Consider the following 16,818-nt stretch of genomic DNA (forward strand, 5'->3'; position numbering starts at 1 on the left):
TTTAGACCGGAAAGTGCTCACTCAAACGAGAAAACCGATTTGAGTTAGCGATTTAGCGAAGAAAGTGCTCACTCACTCCAAAAACACCATCTGAGTTAGCACCCCCATACCCATAACAGGTCCTTATGACGAAACGCCGCATATCTCAATCAATCATCACTTTTGTTTTCATGACTAAGACGAATTTCTATAATGTGCACTACTACATCTAACTTTGCAAGCATATTTTTAATTAGAAATCAATGAAGATTATTAAACATTATCTTATGTAAACCTTATGAAAGCCCTATTTAATAATACTATAACCAAGACTTATAGATGCTTTAATTTTAAGTAAGTTGTGAAGTGACGTGAGGGACCTTAAAATTGAGACATAGACAACATTGGAAGCGATTTCCAAAACAAAAAAGGGGATTAATGAAAATGAACGCAAAAATTCAAACATTAAAAGAACTTTATCCAGAGGATCTATTGGGCTACTCACACAAATTGACTGAAGGCGAAGTTGCTGTACTTAGCGAACTACGTGTTTCATTGGAAAAACACCTACGCCCAGTTCTAACTGACTTCTATGAAAGAGGAACATTCCCATTTGACGAATTCTACAAAGTAGTAGCTGACGTTAACTTCATGAACGATGATCGTATTTTCGAAGGACGCGAAAACAAACTTAAAACAAGCGAATTGTTTAACGCATTCCTATACCTAGAATTGGCACGTTTTGATGCTTCAATCGCTACATTCTTTACAGTACACGGCGGACTATGCTTGAACACAATCCTAGTAGGTGGTTCTGAAGAGCAAATCAATGAATTCGTTCCAAAACTACGCTCATTCGAATACCAAGGATGTTTCGGTTTAACTGAACCAGATCACGGTTCTGACATTGCAGGTGGCTTGGCTACTTCAGCAAAACGCGTTGGCGACAAATGGATCTTGAACGGCGAAAAACGTTGGATCGGTGGATCTGACACAGCTGACATTATTCCAATCTTCGCTCGTGATACAGAAGACAACAAAATCAAATGTTTCATCGTTCGTAAAGGCGCTCCAGGATACAAAGCAGAAGTTATCCCGCATAAAGGTTCTCTACGTATGATTCATAACGGACACATCACTTTAGATAACGTAGAAGTTTCTGAAGCAGACCGTCTACCAAACATTGAAGGATTCAAATCTGTAAACGACATCCTAACATTCACACGTGCAGACATCGCTCACTTGGCTATGGGTGTATCAGCTGGTTCATTCATCGCTGCTCACAAATATGTTACAGAGCGCGAGCAATTCGGTAAAAAATTAGCAAGCTTCCAATTAGTACAAGAGAAATTGGTTCGTATGCAATCAAACTTTGTTGCTAACTTAGGTTACTCCGTTCAATTGTCTCACCTACAAGAAGAAGGCGATGCATTGATGACTAACTCAGCACTAGCTAAAATGCACAACTCACTAAACATGCGTGAAAACGTAGCTCTAGGACGCGAAATCTGTGGTGGTAACGGAATTACACTAGAAGCAGACGTTATGCGTTTCTTCCTAGACGCAGAAGCAGTTTACACTTACGAAGGAACACACGAAATCAACGCATTGATCGTTGGACGTGCAATCACTGGCGTAGGCGCATTCTAATTCTGACTGGCATTTATAAAAGAAAGTAGTGAATGAAATGGAAATTAAAAACGTAATGGTAATTGGCGCAGGCCAAATGGGTAACGGGATTGCGCAAGTATTTGCGCAAGCTGGTTACAGCGTATACCTAAATGATATTAAAGAAGAGTTTGTTCAAAAAGGTTTGGCAAATATCGACAAAAACCTTGACCGTCTTGTTAAGAAAGAAAAAATTTCTGAAGCAGACAAAGCTGAAATCGTAGGACGCATTACAGCTTCTACAAGCTATGAAGATGCTAAAGAATGTCAATTGGTTGTTGAAGCAGCAACTGAAAATCCAACAATTAAATTCGAAATCTTCAAACAATTGGATGCAATTACATCTGAAGATACAATCTTGGCATCTAATACATCTTCGATTTCTATTACTTCTATTGGAGCAGCTACAAGCCGCCCAGAAAAAGTTGTAGGACTACACTTCTTCAATCCCGTTCCAGTTATGAAACTGATTGAAGTAAACATGGGTCTATTGACTTCAGACGAAACACTAACAGCAATGCGTAAAGTCGGCGAAGACTTGAACAAAACAGTAGTAGTTGTTAAAGACTCAGCAGGTTTTGTTGTAAACCGTATTCTTGTACCAATGATTAACGAAGCAATCTTCGTACTAAGCGAAGGCATCTCTACTGCTGAAGAAATCGACGAAGCAATGAAATTGGGAGCAAACCACCCAATGGGACCAATTACACTGGCTGACTACATCGGCTTGGATGTTGTATTGGCAGTCATGAACACTCTTTATAACGAATTCAAAGATACAAAATACCGCCCAGCACCATTATTGGTTAAATACGTACAAGCTGGACAACTAGGACGTAAAACTGGTAAAGGTTTCTACGACTACACGAAATAAAGGAGCATCATCATGACATTTGAATCAATTATCTATGAAGTTAAAAATTCATTGGCATACATTACGCTCAATCGCCCGAAAGCTCTAAATGCTCTGAACCAACAATTGTTGACAGAACTTAACGAAGCAATCGAGATGATCCAAAATGACGACACAGTGAAAGCTGTAATCGTCACTGGGTCAGGCGAAAAAGCTTTTGCAGCAGGCGCTGACATTACTGAATTGAAAGATTTAGACCGTGAAGCAGCTGCGAAGCAATCAGAATTTGGAAATGCAATTTTCTCTAAATTGGGTGCTTTACCACAACCGGTTATCGCTGCAGTAAATGGTTTTGCTTTGGGAGGCGGAATGGAACTTGCGTTGGCTTGTGACATGCGCTTTGTTTCTACAAATGCAAAATTAGGCTTGCCGGAAGTCGGACTGGGAATTATGCCTGGCTACGGTGGAACACAACGCCTGGGCCGCTTAATTGGCTGGGGAAGAGCGAAACAGCTTGTTCTTGCAACAGATACAATTGATGCAGAAGAAGCATACCGTTTAGGAATTGCCAACAAAGTGGTTGTTCAAAGCGAGCTAATGACTGAAGTTGAGAAGCTAGCATCTAAAATTATCAGCAAATCTTCTGCAGGTGTTCAAATGGCTAAGAAAACGATGGAAATCGGAAGTGACTTAACATTAGAAGACGCGTTGGCGCTTGAAGCAAAAAACTTTGGTTCTTTGTTCGCAAGTCCACACCAAGAAGAAGGAATGGCTGCCTTTTTAGAGAAACGTCCCGCTAACTTTAATTAACACAGATTTACCAAGGAGGTAATGATTAGTGAAACCATTTAAAAGTTATGTAGTGAGAACGAACGAAGAGAATCAAGTTACACACCAAGTTGAAGAAGTAACAGAATCATTTCTAGGTGAAGGAAATACAACAATTGCTGTTGAATATTCTTCAATCAACTACAAAGATATGTTAGGTCTGCAAACAAAGGGTGGCGTTATCCGTAACTATCCTATGATTCCAGGGATTGACTTGGCTGGAACGATTATCTCTTCAGAAGATCCTTCATTATCACCAGGAGATCCTGTATTGATAACAGGCTACAAGCTTGGAACAGAGCACACGGGCGGATTCAGTGAAGTTGCCCGTGTACCAAGTGAGTGGGTTGTTAAATTACCGGAGAACCTATCTGCTAAAGAAGCAATGATGTATGGAACAGCTGGATTTACCGCAGCTCTGTCTATCGCAGCTCTTGAGAAGAACGGCATGAAAGTGGAAGACCAACCAGAAATATTAGTAACAGGTGCTACAGGTGGAGTAGGAAGCGTTGCGACTCAAATTCTACGTAAGTTAGGATATGAGAACATCACAGCTACTATTCGTAAAGATTACCAAGTTGAAAGTGCTAAAGAATTTGGAGCTACTAAAATTTGGAATATCACTGAGAATGAATCAAACGGACGTCCTCTTAACCGTCGCGAATACAAATATGTAGTCGACACGGTAGGCGGCGACTTGACCGCAGATGTTTTATCAAAAGTAGACGAGTACGGAAGCGTTGCAATCAGTGGAAACGCTGGTGGCGTGAAGTTGAATACAACCGTATTGCCGTTTATCTTACGCGGCGTTAACCTTTTGGGAATTAACTCGGTCAGCACTGATATGGCTGAACGTGAACAACTGTGGAACAAATTGGCAAACGAATGGAATATTGTCGCTGTTCTACACCACACAGAAATAGCTCTTCAAGATATACCAGAAACAGCTGCTAAGTTGAAAGATGGACAACATCTTGGCAGAACAATAATAAAAATAAACGGCACATGAGTGAAAGGTGAATAGTATGCAATTTGTAAATGAGTATAGACAGAAACTTGTATCTGCAGATGTAGCAGCTAAAGCTGTAAAATCTGGCGATTGGGTAGATTACGGACAATTTGTTTGTCAAACACAAGTAGTAGATGAAGCATTAGCAAAACGTAAAGATGAACTTCAAGATGTTAAGATTCGTGCAACAACACGTACAACACCGCTTGCAGTCGTTCAAGCAGATCCACATCAAGAAGTATTTACTTACAACAACTTCCATTACAGTGGGTATGACCGTAAATTGCAAGACCAAGGCTCAGCATTCTTTATTCCTATTTTCTATCACGAAAAACCAGGCTATTACAAAAACTTCCTGGACGTAGACGTGGCAATCTTGGCAGTAACGCCAATGGATGACTTTGGTTACTTTAACTTTAGTACATCTGTTGCAACAAGCCGTGCGATTGTTGAAAAAGCTAAAATCGTTATCTTAGAAGTGAACCCGAACTTACCGCGTGTTATGGGTGGTAACAACGAAACGGTTCATATTTCTGAAATTGACTACATTGTAGAAGCAAACTGGGCTGTTCCTGAAATCCCAAATGCATTGCCTTCTAAAGAAGACGAACAAATCGCTTCACTCATTATCCCAGAAATCAGAAACGGTTCTTGTATTCAACTAGGTATTGGTGGTATGCCAAACGCAGTCGGATCATTAATTGCCAAATCAGACTTGAAAGACTTAGGCGTACATACAGAAATGTTTGTAGATGCTTTTGTTGATATGTATGAAGCTGGTAACCTGAACGGAAGCCAAAAGCAATTGGATAAAGGCAAAATCGTTTATACCTTTGCAATGGGAACAAACAAAACATACGAATTCCTACACAACAACCCTGCAGCAGCAGCATACAGCGTTGATTATGTAAACGACCCAATGATTATCAGACAACAAGATAACATGGTTGGAATTAACAACTGTATGGAAATCGACCTATATGGTCAAGTAAGTTCAGAGTCAGTTGGTACGCGTCAAATCTCAGGTACAGGTGGACAAGGAGACTTTACAATCGGTTCATATGAATCTAAAGGCGGTCAATCCTATATCGCGATGACTTCTTCTTACGTAGACCGTGCAGGACAACGTCACTCACGTATCAAGAACTTCTTGAGCCAAGGATCAATCGTTACAATCCCACGCTCACTTGTATCAAATATCGTTACAGAATACGGTATCGTGAACCTAAAAGGTAAATCCACTTGGGAACGTGCTGAAGGCATTATCTCACTTGCTCACCCGGACTTCCGTGATGACCTTATCAAACAAGCAGAACAAATGAATATTTGGAGACGCTCAAACAAACGTTAATAACTCACTAATCTTAAACAGAAAAGGAAGTAATTTAAAATGACAGAAGTAGTAATTGTAGCAGCAAAACGTACAGCTATCGGAAGCTTTGGTGGCGTATTTAAAGATGTATCTGCAGTAGACTTAGGAACAGCAGTTATTAAAGGTGCTATGGAATCTATTAACCTAGACCCTAAAGAAGTTAAAGAAGTTGTTTTCGGTAACGTTTATAGTGCAGGTCTTAAAGGAAACGTAGCACGTCAAGTAGCAATCTACGCTGGAATCCCTGAAGAAGCACACGCAACAAGCGTAAACATTCTATGTGGTTCAGGTCTACGTGCTGTAGTAAGTGGTATTCAATCCGTATTACTAGGCGACAGCGACGTTGTTGTTGTTGGTGGTACAGAAAGCATGTCTCGTGCAGCTTACGTTCTACCTAACTACCGTTTCGGCGGACGTATGGGCGATGACACAATCATCGATACAATGCTTAACGACGGTTTACACGATGCATTCCATGACTACCATATGGGAGTAACAGCAGAAAACATTGTTGAAAAATACAACTTCACGCGTGAGCAACAAGATGACTTGGCTGCAGACAGCCAAAACCGTGCTGAAGCAGCAGTTAAATCAGGTCGTTTCAAAGACGAAATCGTTCCTGTAGCTGTTCCACAAAGACGTGGCGAAGATATTATCGTTGATACAGACGAAGGTCCACGTTTTGGAACAACAAAAGAAACATTGGCTAAACTACGTCCAGTATTCAAAAAAGACGGTACTGTTACAGCAGGTAACGCATCTGGAATCAACGACGGTGCAGCAGCATTGATCTTGATGACACGTGAAAAAGCGGAAGAATTAGGATTAGAAGTTCTAGCTACAGTTGCTTCTTACGGAATCGGCGGCGTTGACCCACGTATCATGGGTACAGGTCCAATCCCAGCTACTAAGAAAGCATTGGCTAAAGCGAACATGACTGTTGCTGACCTAGACTTGATCGAATCAAACGAAGCATTTGCTGCACAAGCGTTGAGCGTAATTGAAGAATTAGGTTTCGACCGTTCAATCACTAACGTTAACGGTGGCGCAATTGCATTAGGTCACCCAGTTGGAGCAAGTGGCGCAAGAATTTTAGTATCTCTTGTAAATGAAATGCAAAAACGTGACAGCAAAACAGGTCTAGCTACACTATGTGTTGGTGGTGGACAAGGGGTTTCTGTAATCGTTAAACGTTAATCTAATCTCTTAATAAGAGCAGGAGTGTAATGAAAATGAAAGATAACGCTATTTGGCTCGGTGAGTGTGAAGTCGGGGACTCTTATGTCTCCGACACATATGAAGTGACCGAAGAAGAAATTATCGCCTTTGCGAAGCAATACGACCCGCAATATTTCCATACAGATCCTGAAAAAGCAAAAGATTCCTTTTTCAAGGGATTAGCATCGAGCGGCTGGTTAACAGCCGCTATTATGATGAAATTGCAAGTTGCTTCTAATCCATTTGGTTTCGATTTAGTTGGAGTGGAAGTAAAACTGGAATGGCCAAGTCCGACAAGAGCAGGCGATATTCTTCACATTCGTACCGAAATTAAGGATATCAAGATGTCCCGTTCGAAGCCGAATCAAGGTATTCTAACAGTTGAAACAATCACTAAAAATCAAAAAGATGAAGTTCGCATGGTTATGCAGAACAAAATACTTGGTTTTACCAGACCAAAATAAATTGAATGAAGGCAGGTTATACAATTGACAACACTTACTAAAAACGAAAAATTATCTCAACTATTTCCTGAAGATTTATTCTTACAAGCAGTAACTTTAACGGACGGCGAAATCGATGTTTTGATGGAGCTTGAAGAAGCAATGGAAAAACATTTGCGTCCTGTTCTTGCAGCGCACTCTGAAAAAGGAGAATTTCCTTTTGAAGCATTTTCTAAAGTCGTTGCAGACGTTAAAATGCTATCTGACGAGCGTCTATTCGCTGACAAGACAGCAGAAAACTACGTACATTCACAATACTACAATACATACTTATACTATGTAATGGCACGTTTTGATGTATCAATTGCAACATTTATGGCAGTTCATGCTGGTCTTGGTTACTACACATTCTTATTTGGTGGATCAGACGAGCAAAAAGCAAAATGGTTACCGAAATTCCAAAGCTTCGATTTACAAACATGTTTTGCATTGACTGAACCAGATCACGGTTCTGATATTGCTGGTGGATTAGCAACTTCTGCTAAGCGCGATGGCGACAAATGGATCCTAAACGGCGAAAAACGTTGGATCGGTGGCGCTGGTTCAGCAGACCTAATCCCAGTATTTGCACGTGACATTGAAGATAACAAAATCAAATGTTTTGTTGTTAAAAAAGGTCAAGCAGGTCTACGCGTAGACAAAATCGAAAACAAAATTGGTTTGAGAATGGTTCAAAATGGCCATATCTACCTTGAAGATGTAGAAGTGCTGGAATCAGATCGTTTGCCACACATCAACGGTTTCCGTGATGTAGCGAACATTCTTTACGCAACACGTGCGATTATCGGCGTATTGGCTGCTGGAAACTCTGGTGGTGCTTACCGCGCTGCTCTATCTTACACATCACAACGTGTACAATTTGGTAAAAAATTGACGAACTTCCAATTGGTTCAAGAAAAATTAGCACGTATCGTGTCTAACTTGCAATCGCAATTGGCAGTCAACGCACGTGTCGCTGACCTACAAACAGAAGGTCAATACGACGAAGTTCGTTCTTCTATTGCAAAAATGCAAAACTCTAAATTAATGCGTGAAAATGCTGCCCTAGCACGTGAAATATGTGGTGGGAACGGTATTGTATATGAGTACGATGTTGCGCGTTTCTTTACAGACGCAGAAGCAATCTACACATACGAAGGAACACACGAAGTTAACTCACTTGTAATCGGACGCGCTATTACAGGCGAAAGTGCATTTGTATAACCGGTAATGAAGCTAAAGACACTTTCGAGACATGAATCTCGAAAGTGTCTTCTTTTTAAGAATTAAAGATAGTAATAAACCTAAAGTTTCGGTAAGATGAAAGTAACAACAATTCAAATAGTAAAGGCATGATAAGAATGGATATCCAACAATTATATTATTTTATAAACATCGTTGAATGCGACTACAACTTATCCTTGGCAGCTAAAAAAATTCATATCAGCCAACCTGCGCTCAGTCAGTTTATTTCAAATTTTGAAAATGAAAAAGACGTACAATTATTTAATCGTAAACAAGGACGACTAAACAGTCTAACCCGAGCTGGTGAGATGATTTACCAGTACGCACTTCAAATCGTAAAACAACATGAAGAAATGCAAGAAATGGTTCGTGTTGAAGGTTTGAAGCAAAAAGGAACGATTCGTATCGGATTACCATCCTTGATTTTACGTGTCTATTTTTCTGACTATTTCCCAAATTTGGTTCTCAATAATCCCAATGTGCATTTGGAAATTATTGAAAACGGAAGTAACGACTTGCGTAAAAAGCTGATTAATGGTGAAATTGATATTGCAATACTTATTGAACCAACCAGTTTAGATACGAAGAACTATGAGCAGCATGTCATCCAGATAGATGAAATGGTTGCCTTCATGGATCCTAAAAATCCACTTGCTCAAAACGAAAAACTGGAATGGCAAGATCTAAAAGGCTACCCCATTGCGACATTTAATTCGACATTCATGACGAATCATTTGGTTACTCAGAAATTAGAAACGCATTCGACGGCGCATCAAATTCAATTCACGTCTTCTTCATGGGATTACCTGATTGAAACGACACGTAATAAAGATATCGTTGCTATTTTACCACGTCCAGTAGAAAAGTTTTTCCAGAGTGAACAGACTGATTTTCGACATTTCCGCGACTATATTCCTTTTAACTTTCATTTGTGCAGATCGTTTAAGAAGAAATATACATCAGTGGAAAACTTTGTATTCGATGATTTAATCAACTATTTTTATCAGCCGGTTGAATAAAGTATAAAAAATTTGTAAAGGAAGGTTTGCTTTATGGCAGCTTCAATGCGACTCAATAATCCGGAACTCCAACGTAAATTGGAAGAGGTAGAGAACTATACAGAAGATACAATAGCAAGTATCGCGCGGTACTATGATGAAACTGAAGAATTTCCGCATGAACCGATGGAATACTTTTTCCAAAATGACTTTTTTTCGCTACTGACCTCCAATTCTGAAGAAGACTTGACGGTCTTTTTAGAGACGATTCGGATTGTTTCAAGTAAATTCGCCGCATTGGGCAGTATTTTGCTGACGCAAGGTTTCTACGCTGTTGTACCTCTGCATCAGTTCGGAACGGACGAGCAAAAGGCTATATACTTACCTGACTTAATCAGTGGAACAAGCTATGGTGGGTTTGGTTTATCCGAGGAGAACGATTCCGGCGATCCAACCTACATTCATACCCTGGCGGTTGAAACGCCCTTTGGATGGGTTATTAATGGAAATAAGAAGTATATTTCCAATGCGCCACTTGCAAGCGTTTTGCTAGTCGCAGCCCGTACCAAGAGTTTGGACGGCAGTGACGGGACCGGTATCTTTATTGTTGAAACAGATAGAAAAGGGTTAACTGTAACTGAGCCAATGGAGAAGACAGGTATCACATCGCTCCAAGTCGCTTCCGTTCAATTGCAACAAATTGAAGTCGCACACGATGCGTTATTGGGAAATACTCTTGAAGGGGTAGACCAAGTTACCTTTACTATGAATCTCATGAAATTGTCGGTTGCGATGCAGGCAGTCGGTATCGCGCAAGGAGCATTTGCCAAAGGCCTTGAGCATATGAGTGTGGTCCGTAAGTTTGGAAACCGTCTTATTGATAATCAGTCGACCCAAGAAAAAATGGCGGATATGAAGACGAGTATTTATTCTGCTGAAGCTTTCGTTCGTATGGTTATGACGGATACGCAGAATTCAATAGAAGTGGCGATGGCGAAGTTATTAACAGCCAATATTGCGTTGGAGGTAACGGAATCAATTATTCAACTGACAGGCGGTTATGGTTTCATGAAAGATAGCGATATTGAACGTTATATTCGTGACGCAAATGTGACATCCATTTACGGGGGTTCCTCCAGATCGCAACGACGAATGATTACAGAGCCGTGGGTAAACAGCTAAAAGAACTGAACTGAAAAATCGTGCGGAACCAGAACAGTTCGTACGGTTTTTTATTTTGCCCGGGAGTACAGTTCCAACAAAAAAATCCTCGCAGAAGTACGAGGATGTTGTTTATTTATTTTATTCCCAACTGCCCGTCACAGGGTTAAGGTGAAAAGTTGCTTGACCTGTAGCGTCGTATTGGTAAATACCGACTAAATTAGCATGCCCACCGTCAGGAGAATCTACGTAGAAATCATATTGGTAAATGTAGTTAGAAGGTGTAGAGACAATAAAATACTCGTAATCGAAAACAGGGTACGCAGCCAGGATTGCTTCCAAACCCAAAACTGCAGCATCTTCTACATACCAAGTTGCAGAGACTTCAGGTGGTACCGGGTCTTCTTCTTCGGCAACGTCCTTTTGATGAATCATATCATATGTTTCGGGTTCTTCAGAAGCTCTGGTTTCCGTGATCTCTTGGACTTCAGGTTCTACATAAACTTCGACTTCTTCAGGTTCTACATAAATTTCGATTTCCGGCGCAACCTCAATAACTTCGATTTCTTCTTCAATAAACACAACTTGTTCGATGATAGGGGGTTCTACTAGGTACGCATGAGCAGAGATGTTGTGTGCATCTTTGCCAGATAAACTCCCCCAGAAAATGAAATGCCAATTAGTGCAGTAAGCAATAAATATGTACGCATATCTTTCCCTCCTAATGAAAAAGTTATAAAATGGGACGATTATCATTCGTTAGTTGAACCTCCTTTAATCAAATTGGAAGCGTTTACATAATTGGATACGAAGTAAACTTCCTCACCTCTATTGTACTCTATTTTTCGCGATTCGTCATCTTTGAATGCAAATGATTCATTGGAAACGTTATCTTTTTTAAGGTGATTAAAATAGTGTAACATCGAGATAGTTATCTAGACAAGCTTCTAAAAAACTCATAAGAAATATGATAACGAATGCGATAGTTTAAATAATAATATTTTAAATAAAAGTGCAATAATTTTACTTTCCCTCTTTTTTTTAAAAGGAAATCCATGATACAATTTTTCTTGCTTTACGATAATAAAAGGATGGTGTAAGAGTGACAATAAAGAAATTTTTACCAGTTTTACTTATTATTGTTGGTTTGTTTGGTTTGATCCCCTACAATGCACAAAATGACAAAAAAGAAATAACTATTCAGACACTCAGTCAGACACACGTCAATTACAAAGATGTAGAAACATACACCCAATTCATTGAACAACTCTCCAGCGAAGCACAAGAAACCGAAAAACAAAGACGATTATCCAATACAAAAATAGAACTTGAAAAAATTGCAAAAGCAAAAGCCGAAGAAGAAAAGAAAGTGGCTGAAGCGAAAAAAGCTGAAGAAGCTAAGAAGGCTCAACAAGCTGAAGAAGAAAGAATTGCCAAAGAAATTGCCGAAGAAGAAGCACGCGTCGCACAAGAAGTTGCAGCCGCAAGTGAGCCGGCTAATACACAGCCTGTTGTAACTGAAGTTGTTCAACAAGCCGCACCCGTACAAGCGCGTACAGATGGTTTCAACTTTAATGGTCGACATTTCGATATTGCATGGTTCTCTGGGTCAGGTCAAGTTCCAGCAGATTCGTATATCTATCGTTGGTCAACAGATCCAAGTCATTATTTAGTGGAAATGATGGGAGCCGCAGGTGGCGTTATTCGTGAGTTACACGTGGGATCACAAATTGTGATTGACGGACAACGCTATACCATTTTCCATATGCAGTCAGGCGTCGCGAATGATGAGAATGCCTACTACAACATGAAGGACGTGGGCGCAGCCCTAACCTTCCAAACATGCGACTATCAAATCGGTGCAAACGGCCGATACAATTTAACTATTTGGTATGCAAATCCTAGCTAATTGCTGTTTGCATGGTAAAAGAACGAACGAAGAGGCCTGCTCAAACTTTTGAGCGGTCTTTTTTTCGTGTTTTGGCCCACTCAGCGCAAATTTTTTTATTTGATAATAAGGATGAAAAGTGTATGGCATGTGTGGCATAATACACGTATTGTGTGATTGGAAAGGAAGAATGAGATGAAAATTATCATCGCTGGTGGCGGAAAAGTAGGATCCGTTTTATGTGCGGAACTTGCCACCGAAGATAACGATATTATAATAATTGAAAAGAATGAAATGCGTCTCGAGCAGCTCATTAATAAAGTCGATGTTTCCGGTATTGTCGGGAATGGGGCAAGCATCGATATTCAAAAAGAAGCTGGTGTAGAAAATAGCCATATTTTTATTGCGGTGACACCTCAAGATGAAGTAAACATTATGGCATGTATCCTTGCCCAAAAATTGGGAGCGAAATACACTATTGCGCGTGTTCGTAACCCGGAATACTCCAAACATTTTGATTCATTCCGCGAAAGTCTTGGCGTTAGTCTAATGATTAACCCAGAAATGGAGTCAGCGCGCAGCATCGCCAAAATTATTAAATTCCCAGATATTTTAAGTATTCAATCATTTGCGAAAGATCAAGTTGAATTGATTGAATTAGAAGTTCAAAAAGACAGCCCATTGGCAAATATGTCGTTGAATGATTTTAGAACACGGTATGGGGAAATACTCGTTTGCACCATTCGTCGAAAAGGCGAGACGATTATTCCTTCCGGCCAAAACACTATTCGCATCGGAGACCATATCTATGTTTTAGGTAGTAAAACTACGATTCGTAAATTCTATAAAAAAACAAGCCGGAAAACAAAAGACGTTCAGTCTGTCTTGATAATTGGTGGAGGACGTCTGACGTACTATTTATTGGATGTGCTTAAAGACTATCACATGGCTATCAAAGTAATCGAACAACATCGCGAAATTGCGGAAGATTTGAGTGCGAGTTATCCAAATGTCGAAATTATTCTCGGTGATGGAACAGATCAAGATATTTTAATACAAGAAGGAATTGAAAACTATAATGCTTTTGTTAGTTTGACGGGAGTCGATGAAGAGAACATTATTGCCTCTCTCTATGCCCTTCAACAAAGCGTTGATAAAGTCGTTACGAAAGTAAACAGAGAGATTCTATTGGGGATTTTCGATTCGTTAGGAATGGAATCAGTCATTACACCAAAGCGGGTCATTGCGAACTCCATACTCCGTTTTGTACGTAGTTTGGGTAATCCTTCCATTTCCGACGTTGAAGCCCTCTATCGCTTAGCAAATAATGAAGCAGAAGCCATTCAGTTCAAAGTTAAAAATGGTAGCAAGGCTGTTGGTATTCCCTTGGAAAAACTTGCGACCAGAGACAATCTGTTGGTTGCGTATATCATCCGCAACCGTAAATTGATTATCCCTACAGGAAAAGATAGCATTCAGCCTTCTGACCAGGTCATTATCATCACCAAAGATAAATATTTCGATGACATTGATGACATTTTAAGATAGGGGATGCTGGAGTGAATATAAAAATTGTTCGTTATGTGGTTGGACGCTTATTGCAAGTCGAAGCGCTCCTTTTAATTCTTCCTTTAATCGTGAGTTTCATATATGAAGAAGCAATCATCTATAAAATAAGCTTCTTCGCAGTCATTTTATTTTTGTTGATTGTGGGGCAAGTATTGGCATTTAAAATGCCAGATAATAAGCGCCTCACTGCCCGGGAAGGGTTTGTCATTGTAGCCCTGTCCTGGGTTTTATTCTCATTTTTTGGAGGTCTGCCCTTTGTTATTAATGGAGATATCCCGTCACTTGTGGATGCTTTTTTTGAAACGAGCAGTGGGTTTACGACGACGGGTTCCAGTATTTTAACGGATGTTGAAATACTGGCACATTCCAGTTTATTCTGGCGTAGTTTTACCCATTTAGTGGGTGGTATGGGAATTTTGGTATTTGCCTTGGCAATATTACCGAAAATCGATTCCCAATCCGTTAATATCATGAAGGCCGAAACACCCGGTCCCACATTTGGGAAATTGGTTTCGAAATTGTCCACATCTGCACGTATTCTCTATACTATTTATCTTGCCATGACAGTTGTAGTTGTAGCACTTCTTTATTTCGGTGGTATGAACCTCTTTGATTCCTTGCTCCATTCATTTGGTGTAGCGGGAACAGGTGGATTTGGCATTCGAAACGGTAGCATAGCCCCTTACGAAACGCCTTATTTCGAATGGGTTATTGGCATAGGTATGCTCGTCTTCGGGATCAATTTTAATCTCATTTATCTCTTTTTACTCGGGAAATTCAAGCAAGTGTGGGAAAGCGAAGAATTGAAATGGTACATTTTAATCGTTACAGGTGCGGTTGGTTTGATTTGTATGAATTTATTCAGTACCTATCACTCTTTTTCAGTACTTATCCGGGATGTATTTTTTACGGTTTCTTCTATTATTACAACGACGGGTTTTTCAACGGCTGACTTTGGTAAATGGCCACTCTTTTCCCAAACCATACTATTGTTGTTGATGTTTGTAGGAGCTTGTGCGGGTTCAACAGCAGGGGGATTGAAAGTATCTCGGGTAGTTGTTTACGCCAAAATATTTGTTGCAGAAGTGAAAAGAATGGCTAATCCTAGCCGAATCGTTACCGTTTTGTACGATAAAAAACCTTTAAATAAAAACACCAAACACAGTGTGGCAAACTACTTGATTATTTATTTCCTTCTTTTTGCAGGAATGCTCGTATTGCTAACATTGGATGTACCGGACTTCCTATCCGCATTTAGCGCAGTTGCTGCTACATTCAATAATATCGGACCAGCACTTGGGGTAGTAGGACCAGCCCATAGCTTTGCAGAATTAACAGATTTCTCTAAAATTATTCTATCCTTTGGTATGTTAGCGGGAAGATTAGAAATATTTCCAATATTGATTTTATTTTCGCCACGTACTTGGAAAAAATAACAGAGAAAAAGACACTATTATGGTGTCTTTTTTCTTTTTTGTGGATAAATATGAGGAAAAGTATTTAGCCCATGTGCGTAATCGGTTTAAACCCATCTAATCAGGTGTTTATCTCTCGAATAGTTATCCACAGTTTCCCACAACGGATGTGCATAACCGTTGTCCATTTGTGAAAAAACGATGTCAAACGTTATATTATAAGTATAAAGTTTGTGAAAATAAGCTGGGCATAACTCGGAGATAACGAAAGAAACAAATAATTTCAGAAAACAACATCTTGATTAAAAAACGAAACCTCAACTAAATATGGTGGCGAACATGTGTACATGTGGATAAGTATTGTGCATAACTTGTGGGGGAAGGTGGATAACACCAGAGTTATGCACATTAAAAAAGCCAGTTATGAACGTTATCAGTCCATAACTGGCTTTCCAAAATTAATTGAGTTGATTCAAATAATCCACTTGTTCGAATTTATCCGATTCCGTTATACCGACCAATACAAAATCTTTGGCAATCGGTTCATTCGGGTCAAATGAAACCACGAGCTTGCCCAATTTATTGCGGCGCATACCAATAATGTTAATGTCGTATTTACGACGCAAATCGAGTTGGATCAAACTCTTTCCAATCCAACGTTCGGGCGGATAGAATTCCACAACTGAAGTGGAGTCGTCCAAACGAACAATATCTTCAATATTCGTACGCAATAGATTCTTGGCAACACGCACGCCAGATTCTTTTTCAGGCTGAACCACAATGGTGGAACCAATTTCTTCTAATACTTCGCGGTAGTTTTTATTTTTTGCTTTTGCAATAATATGCTTAATACCAAGCTTTTTACAGTTCAAAACGCCAAGCACACTTGCCTCTAAATACGTCCCCGTTGCGATAACCACTGCATCACAGTCTTCCAATCCAATCGTACGTAGCAACTCGATATCAGTAAAATCACCGACAACACCTTTAGCAATATATGGTTCAATCCGATTGACGTTTTCTTCGTATTTATCAACTGCGATTACATCACTACCGAACTCCGACAACGTTTTGGCAATAGTAGATCCGAAGATACCTAGCCCCAGGATACCAATTAATTTACTCATTGTATG

General features: G+C 39.9%; 15 protein-coding genes. 13 read left to right on the forward strand and 2 right to left on the reverse strand.

The annotated features are described in order from the left end of the window. Positions 1-423 precede the first annotated feature (423 nt). The 10 genes from fadE (G7058_RS07155) (at position 424) to G7058_RS07200 (ending at position 10,834) form a co-directional block, all read left to right on the forward strand. Positions 424-1,629, forward strand: a complete 1,206-nt coding sequence (gene fadE / locus G7058_RS07155; protein ID WP_166062879.1) for an acyl-CoA dehydrogenase FadE — start codon at positions 424-426, stop codon at positions 1,627-1,629. A gap of 37 nt (positions 1,630-1,666) precedes the next feature. Next, on the forward strand, positions 1,667-2,521 hold the full coding sequence (locus G7058_RS07160) for a 3-hydroxybutyryl-CoA dehydrogenase (protein ID WP_166062880.1): 855 nt from the start codon (positions 1,667-1,669) through the stop codon (positions 2,519-2,521). A gap of 12 nt (positions 2,522-2,533) precedes the next feature. After that, the gene (locus tag G7058_RS07165) at positions 2,534-3,310 is read left to right on the forward strand and encodes an enoyl-CoA hydratase-related protein (protein WP_166062881.1); all 777 of its coding nucleotides are present in this window, start codon (positions 2,534-2,536) and stop codon (positions 3,308-3,310) included. A 28-nt stretch (positions 3,311-3,338) separates the two neighbouring features. Then, positions 3,339-4,337, forward strand: a complete 999-nt coding sequence (locus G7058_RS07170; protein ID WP_166062882.1) for an acrylyl-CoA reductase family protein — start codon at positions 3,339-3,341, stop codon at positions 4,335-4,337. A gap of 16 nt (positions 4,338-4,353) precedes the next feature. Continuing rightward, the gene (locus G7058_RS07175; protein WP_166062883.1) at positions 4,354-5,688 is read left to right on the forward strand and encodes an acetyl-CoA hydrolase/transferase family protein; all 1,335 of its coding nucleotides are present in this window, start codon (positions 4,354-4,356) and stop codon (positions 5,686-5,688) included. 39 nt (positions 5,689-5,727) lie between these two features. Continuing rightward, a complete protein-coding gene (locus tag G7058_RS07180) occupies positions 5,728-6,906 on the forward strand; it encodes an acetyl-CoA C-acetyltransferase (protein WP_166062884.1) in 1,179 nt (392 codons plus the stop codon). Between the two features lie 29 nt (positions 6,907-6,935). Continuing rightward, positions 6,936-7,391, forward strand: coding sequence for a MaoC family dehydratase (locus G7058_RS07185; RefSeq protein WP_166062886.1), 456 nt, complete (start codon positions 6,936-6,938; stop codon positions 7,389-7,391). A gap of 24 nt (positions 7,392-7,415) precedes the next feature. Then, on the forward strand, positions 7,416-8,633 hold the full coding sequence (gene fadE, locus G7058_RS07190; protein WP_227004397.1) for an acyl-CoA dehydrogenase FadE: 1,218 nt from the start codon (positions 7,416-7,418) through the stop codon (positions 8,631-8,633). Between the two features lie 137 nt (positions 8,634-8,770). Continuing rightward, entirely contained in the window at positions 8,771-9,673 is a 903-nt protein-coding gene (locus G7058_RS07195) for a LysR family transcriptional regulator (RefSeq protein WP_166062887.1), read from the forward strand. A 33-nt stretch (positions 9,674-9,706) separates the two neighbouring features. After that, on the forward strand, positions 9,707-10,834 hold the full coding sequence (locus G7058_RS07200; RefSeq protein WP_166062888.1) for an acyl-CoA dehydrogenase family protein: 1,128 nt from the start codon (positions 9,707-9,709) through the stop codon (positions 10,832-10,834). A gap of 120 nt (positions 10,835-10,954) precedes the next feature. Here the strand turns inward: G7058_RS07200 and G7058_RS07205 are convergent, their stop codons facing one another. Then, positions 10,955-11,569 carry a hypothetical protein gene (locus G7058_RS07205; protein WP_166062889.1) on the reverse strand — a complete coding sequence of 205 codons (615 nt, stop codon included), beginning with the start codon at positions 11,567-11,569 and terminating at the stop codon, positions 10,955-10,957. A 346-nt stretch (positions 11,570-11,915) separates the two neighbouring features. Between G7058_RS07205 and G7058_RS07210 the strand changes: the two genes are divergently transcribed. The 3 genes from G7058_RS07210 (at position 11,916) to G7058_RS07220 (ending at position 15,706) form a co-directional block, all read left to right on the forward strand. Beyond that, a complete protein-coding gene (locus tag G7058_RS07210) occupies positions 11,916-12,722 on the forward strand; it encodes a hypothetical protein (protein WP_166062890.1) in 807 nt (268 codons plus the stop codon). A gap of 174 nt (positions 12,723-12,896) precedes the next feature. Beyond that, positions 12,897-14,249 (forward strand): Trk system potassium transporter TrkA, encoded by a 1,353-nt coding sequence (gene trkA, locus G7058_RS07215; RefSeq protein WP_166062891.1) that lies wholly within the window; start codon positions 12,897-12,899, stop codon positions 14,247-14,249. A gap of 11 nt (positions 14,250-14,260) precedes the next feature. After that, positions 14,261-15,706: a TrkH family potassium uptake protein gene (locus G7058_RS07220; RefSeq protein WP_166062892.1), complete on the forward strand. Its 1,446-nt coding sequence runs from the start codon at positions 14,261-14,263 to the stop codon at positions 15,704-15,706. Between the two features lie 437 nt (positions 15,707-16,143). Here G7058_RS07220 and G7058_RS07225 read toward each other — a convergent pair whose 3' ends face one another. Continuing rightward, positions 16,144-16,812 carry a potassium channel family protein gene (locus G7058_RS07225; RefSeq protein ID WP_166062893.1) on the reverse strand — a complete coding sequence of 223 codons (669 nt, stop codon included), beginning with the start codon at positions 16,810-16,812 and terminating at the stop codon, positions 16,144-16,146. Positions 16,813-16,818: the final 6 nt, after the last annotated feature.

It is taken from the genome of Jeotgalibaca porci (genome assembly GCF_011299095.1).
Lineage (GTDB): Bacteria > Bacillota > Bacilli > Lactobacillales > Aerococcaceae > Jeotgalibaca > Jeotgalibaca porci.

Coding starts and splice junctions, on each gene's coding strand:
- fadE (WP_166062879.1), top strand. CDS start 424: ATGAACGCAAAAATTCAAACATTAAAAGAACTTTATCCAGAGGATCTA.
- G7058_RS07160 (WP_166062880.1), top strand. CDS start 1,667: ATGGAAATTAAAAACGTAATGGTAATTGGCGCAGGCCAAATGGGTAAC.
- G7058_RS07165 (WP_166062881.1), top strand. CDS start 2,534: ATGACATTTGAATCAATTATCTATGAAGTTAAAAATTCATTGGCATAC.
- G7058_RS07175 (WP_166062883.1), top strand. CDS start 4,354: ATGCAATTTGTAAATGAGTATAGACAGAAACTTGTATCTGCAGATGTA.
- G7058_RS07180 (WP_166062884.1), top strand. CDS start 5,728: ATGACAGAAGTAGTAATTGTAGCAGCAAAACGTACAGCTATCGGAAGC.
- G7058_RS07185 (WP_166062886.1), top strand. CDS start 6,936: ATGAAAATGAAAGATAACGCTATTTGGCTCGGTGAGTGTGAAGTCGGG.
- G7058_RS07195 (WP_166062887.1), top strand. CDS start 8,771: ATGGATATCCAACAATTATATTATTTTATAAACATCGTTGAATGCGAC.
- G7058_RS07200 (WP_166062888.1), top strand. CDS start 9,707: ATGGCAGCTTCAATGCGACTCAATAATCCGGAACTCCAACGTAAATTG.
- G7058_RS07205 (WP_166062889.1), bottom strand. CDS start 11,569: ATGATAATCGTCCCATTTTATAACTTTTTCATTAGGAGGGAAAGATAT.
- trkA (WP_166062891.1), top strand. CDS start 12,897: ATGAAAATTATCATCGCTGGTGGCGGAAAAGTAGGATCCGTTTTATGT.
- G7058_RS07225 (WP_166062893.1), bottom strand. CDS start 16,812: ATGAGTAAATTAATTGGTATCCTGGGGCTAGGTATCTTCGGATCTACT.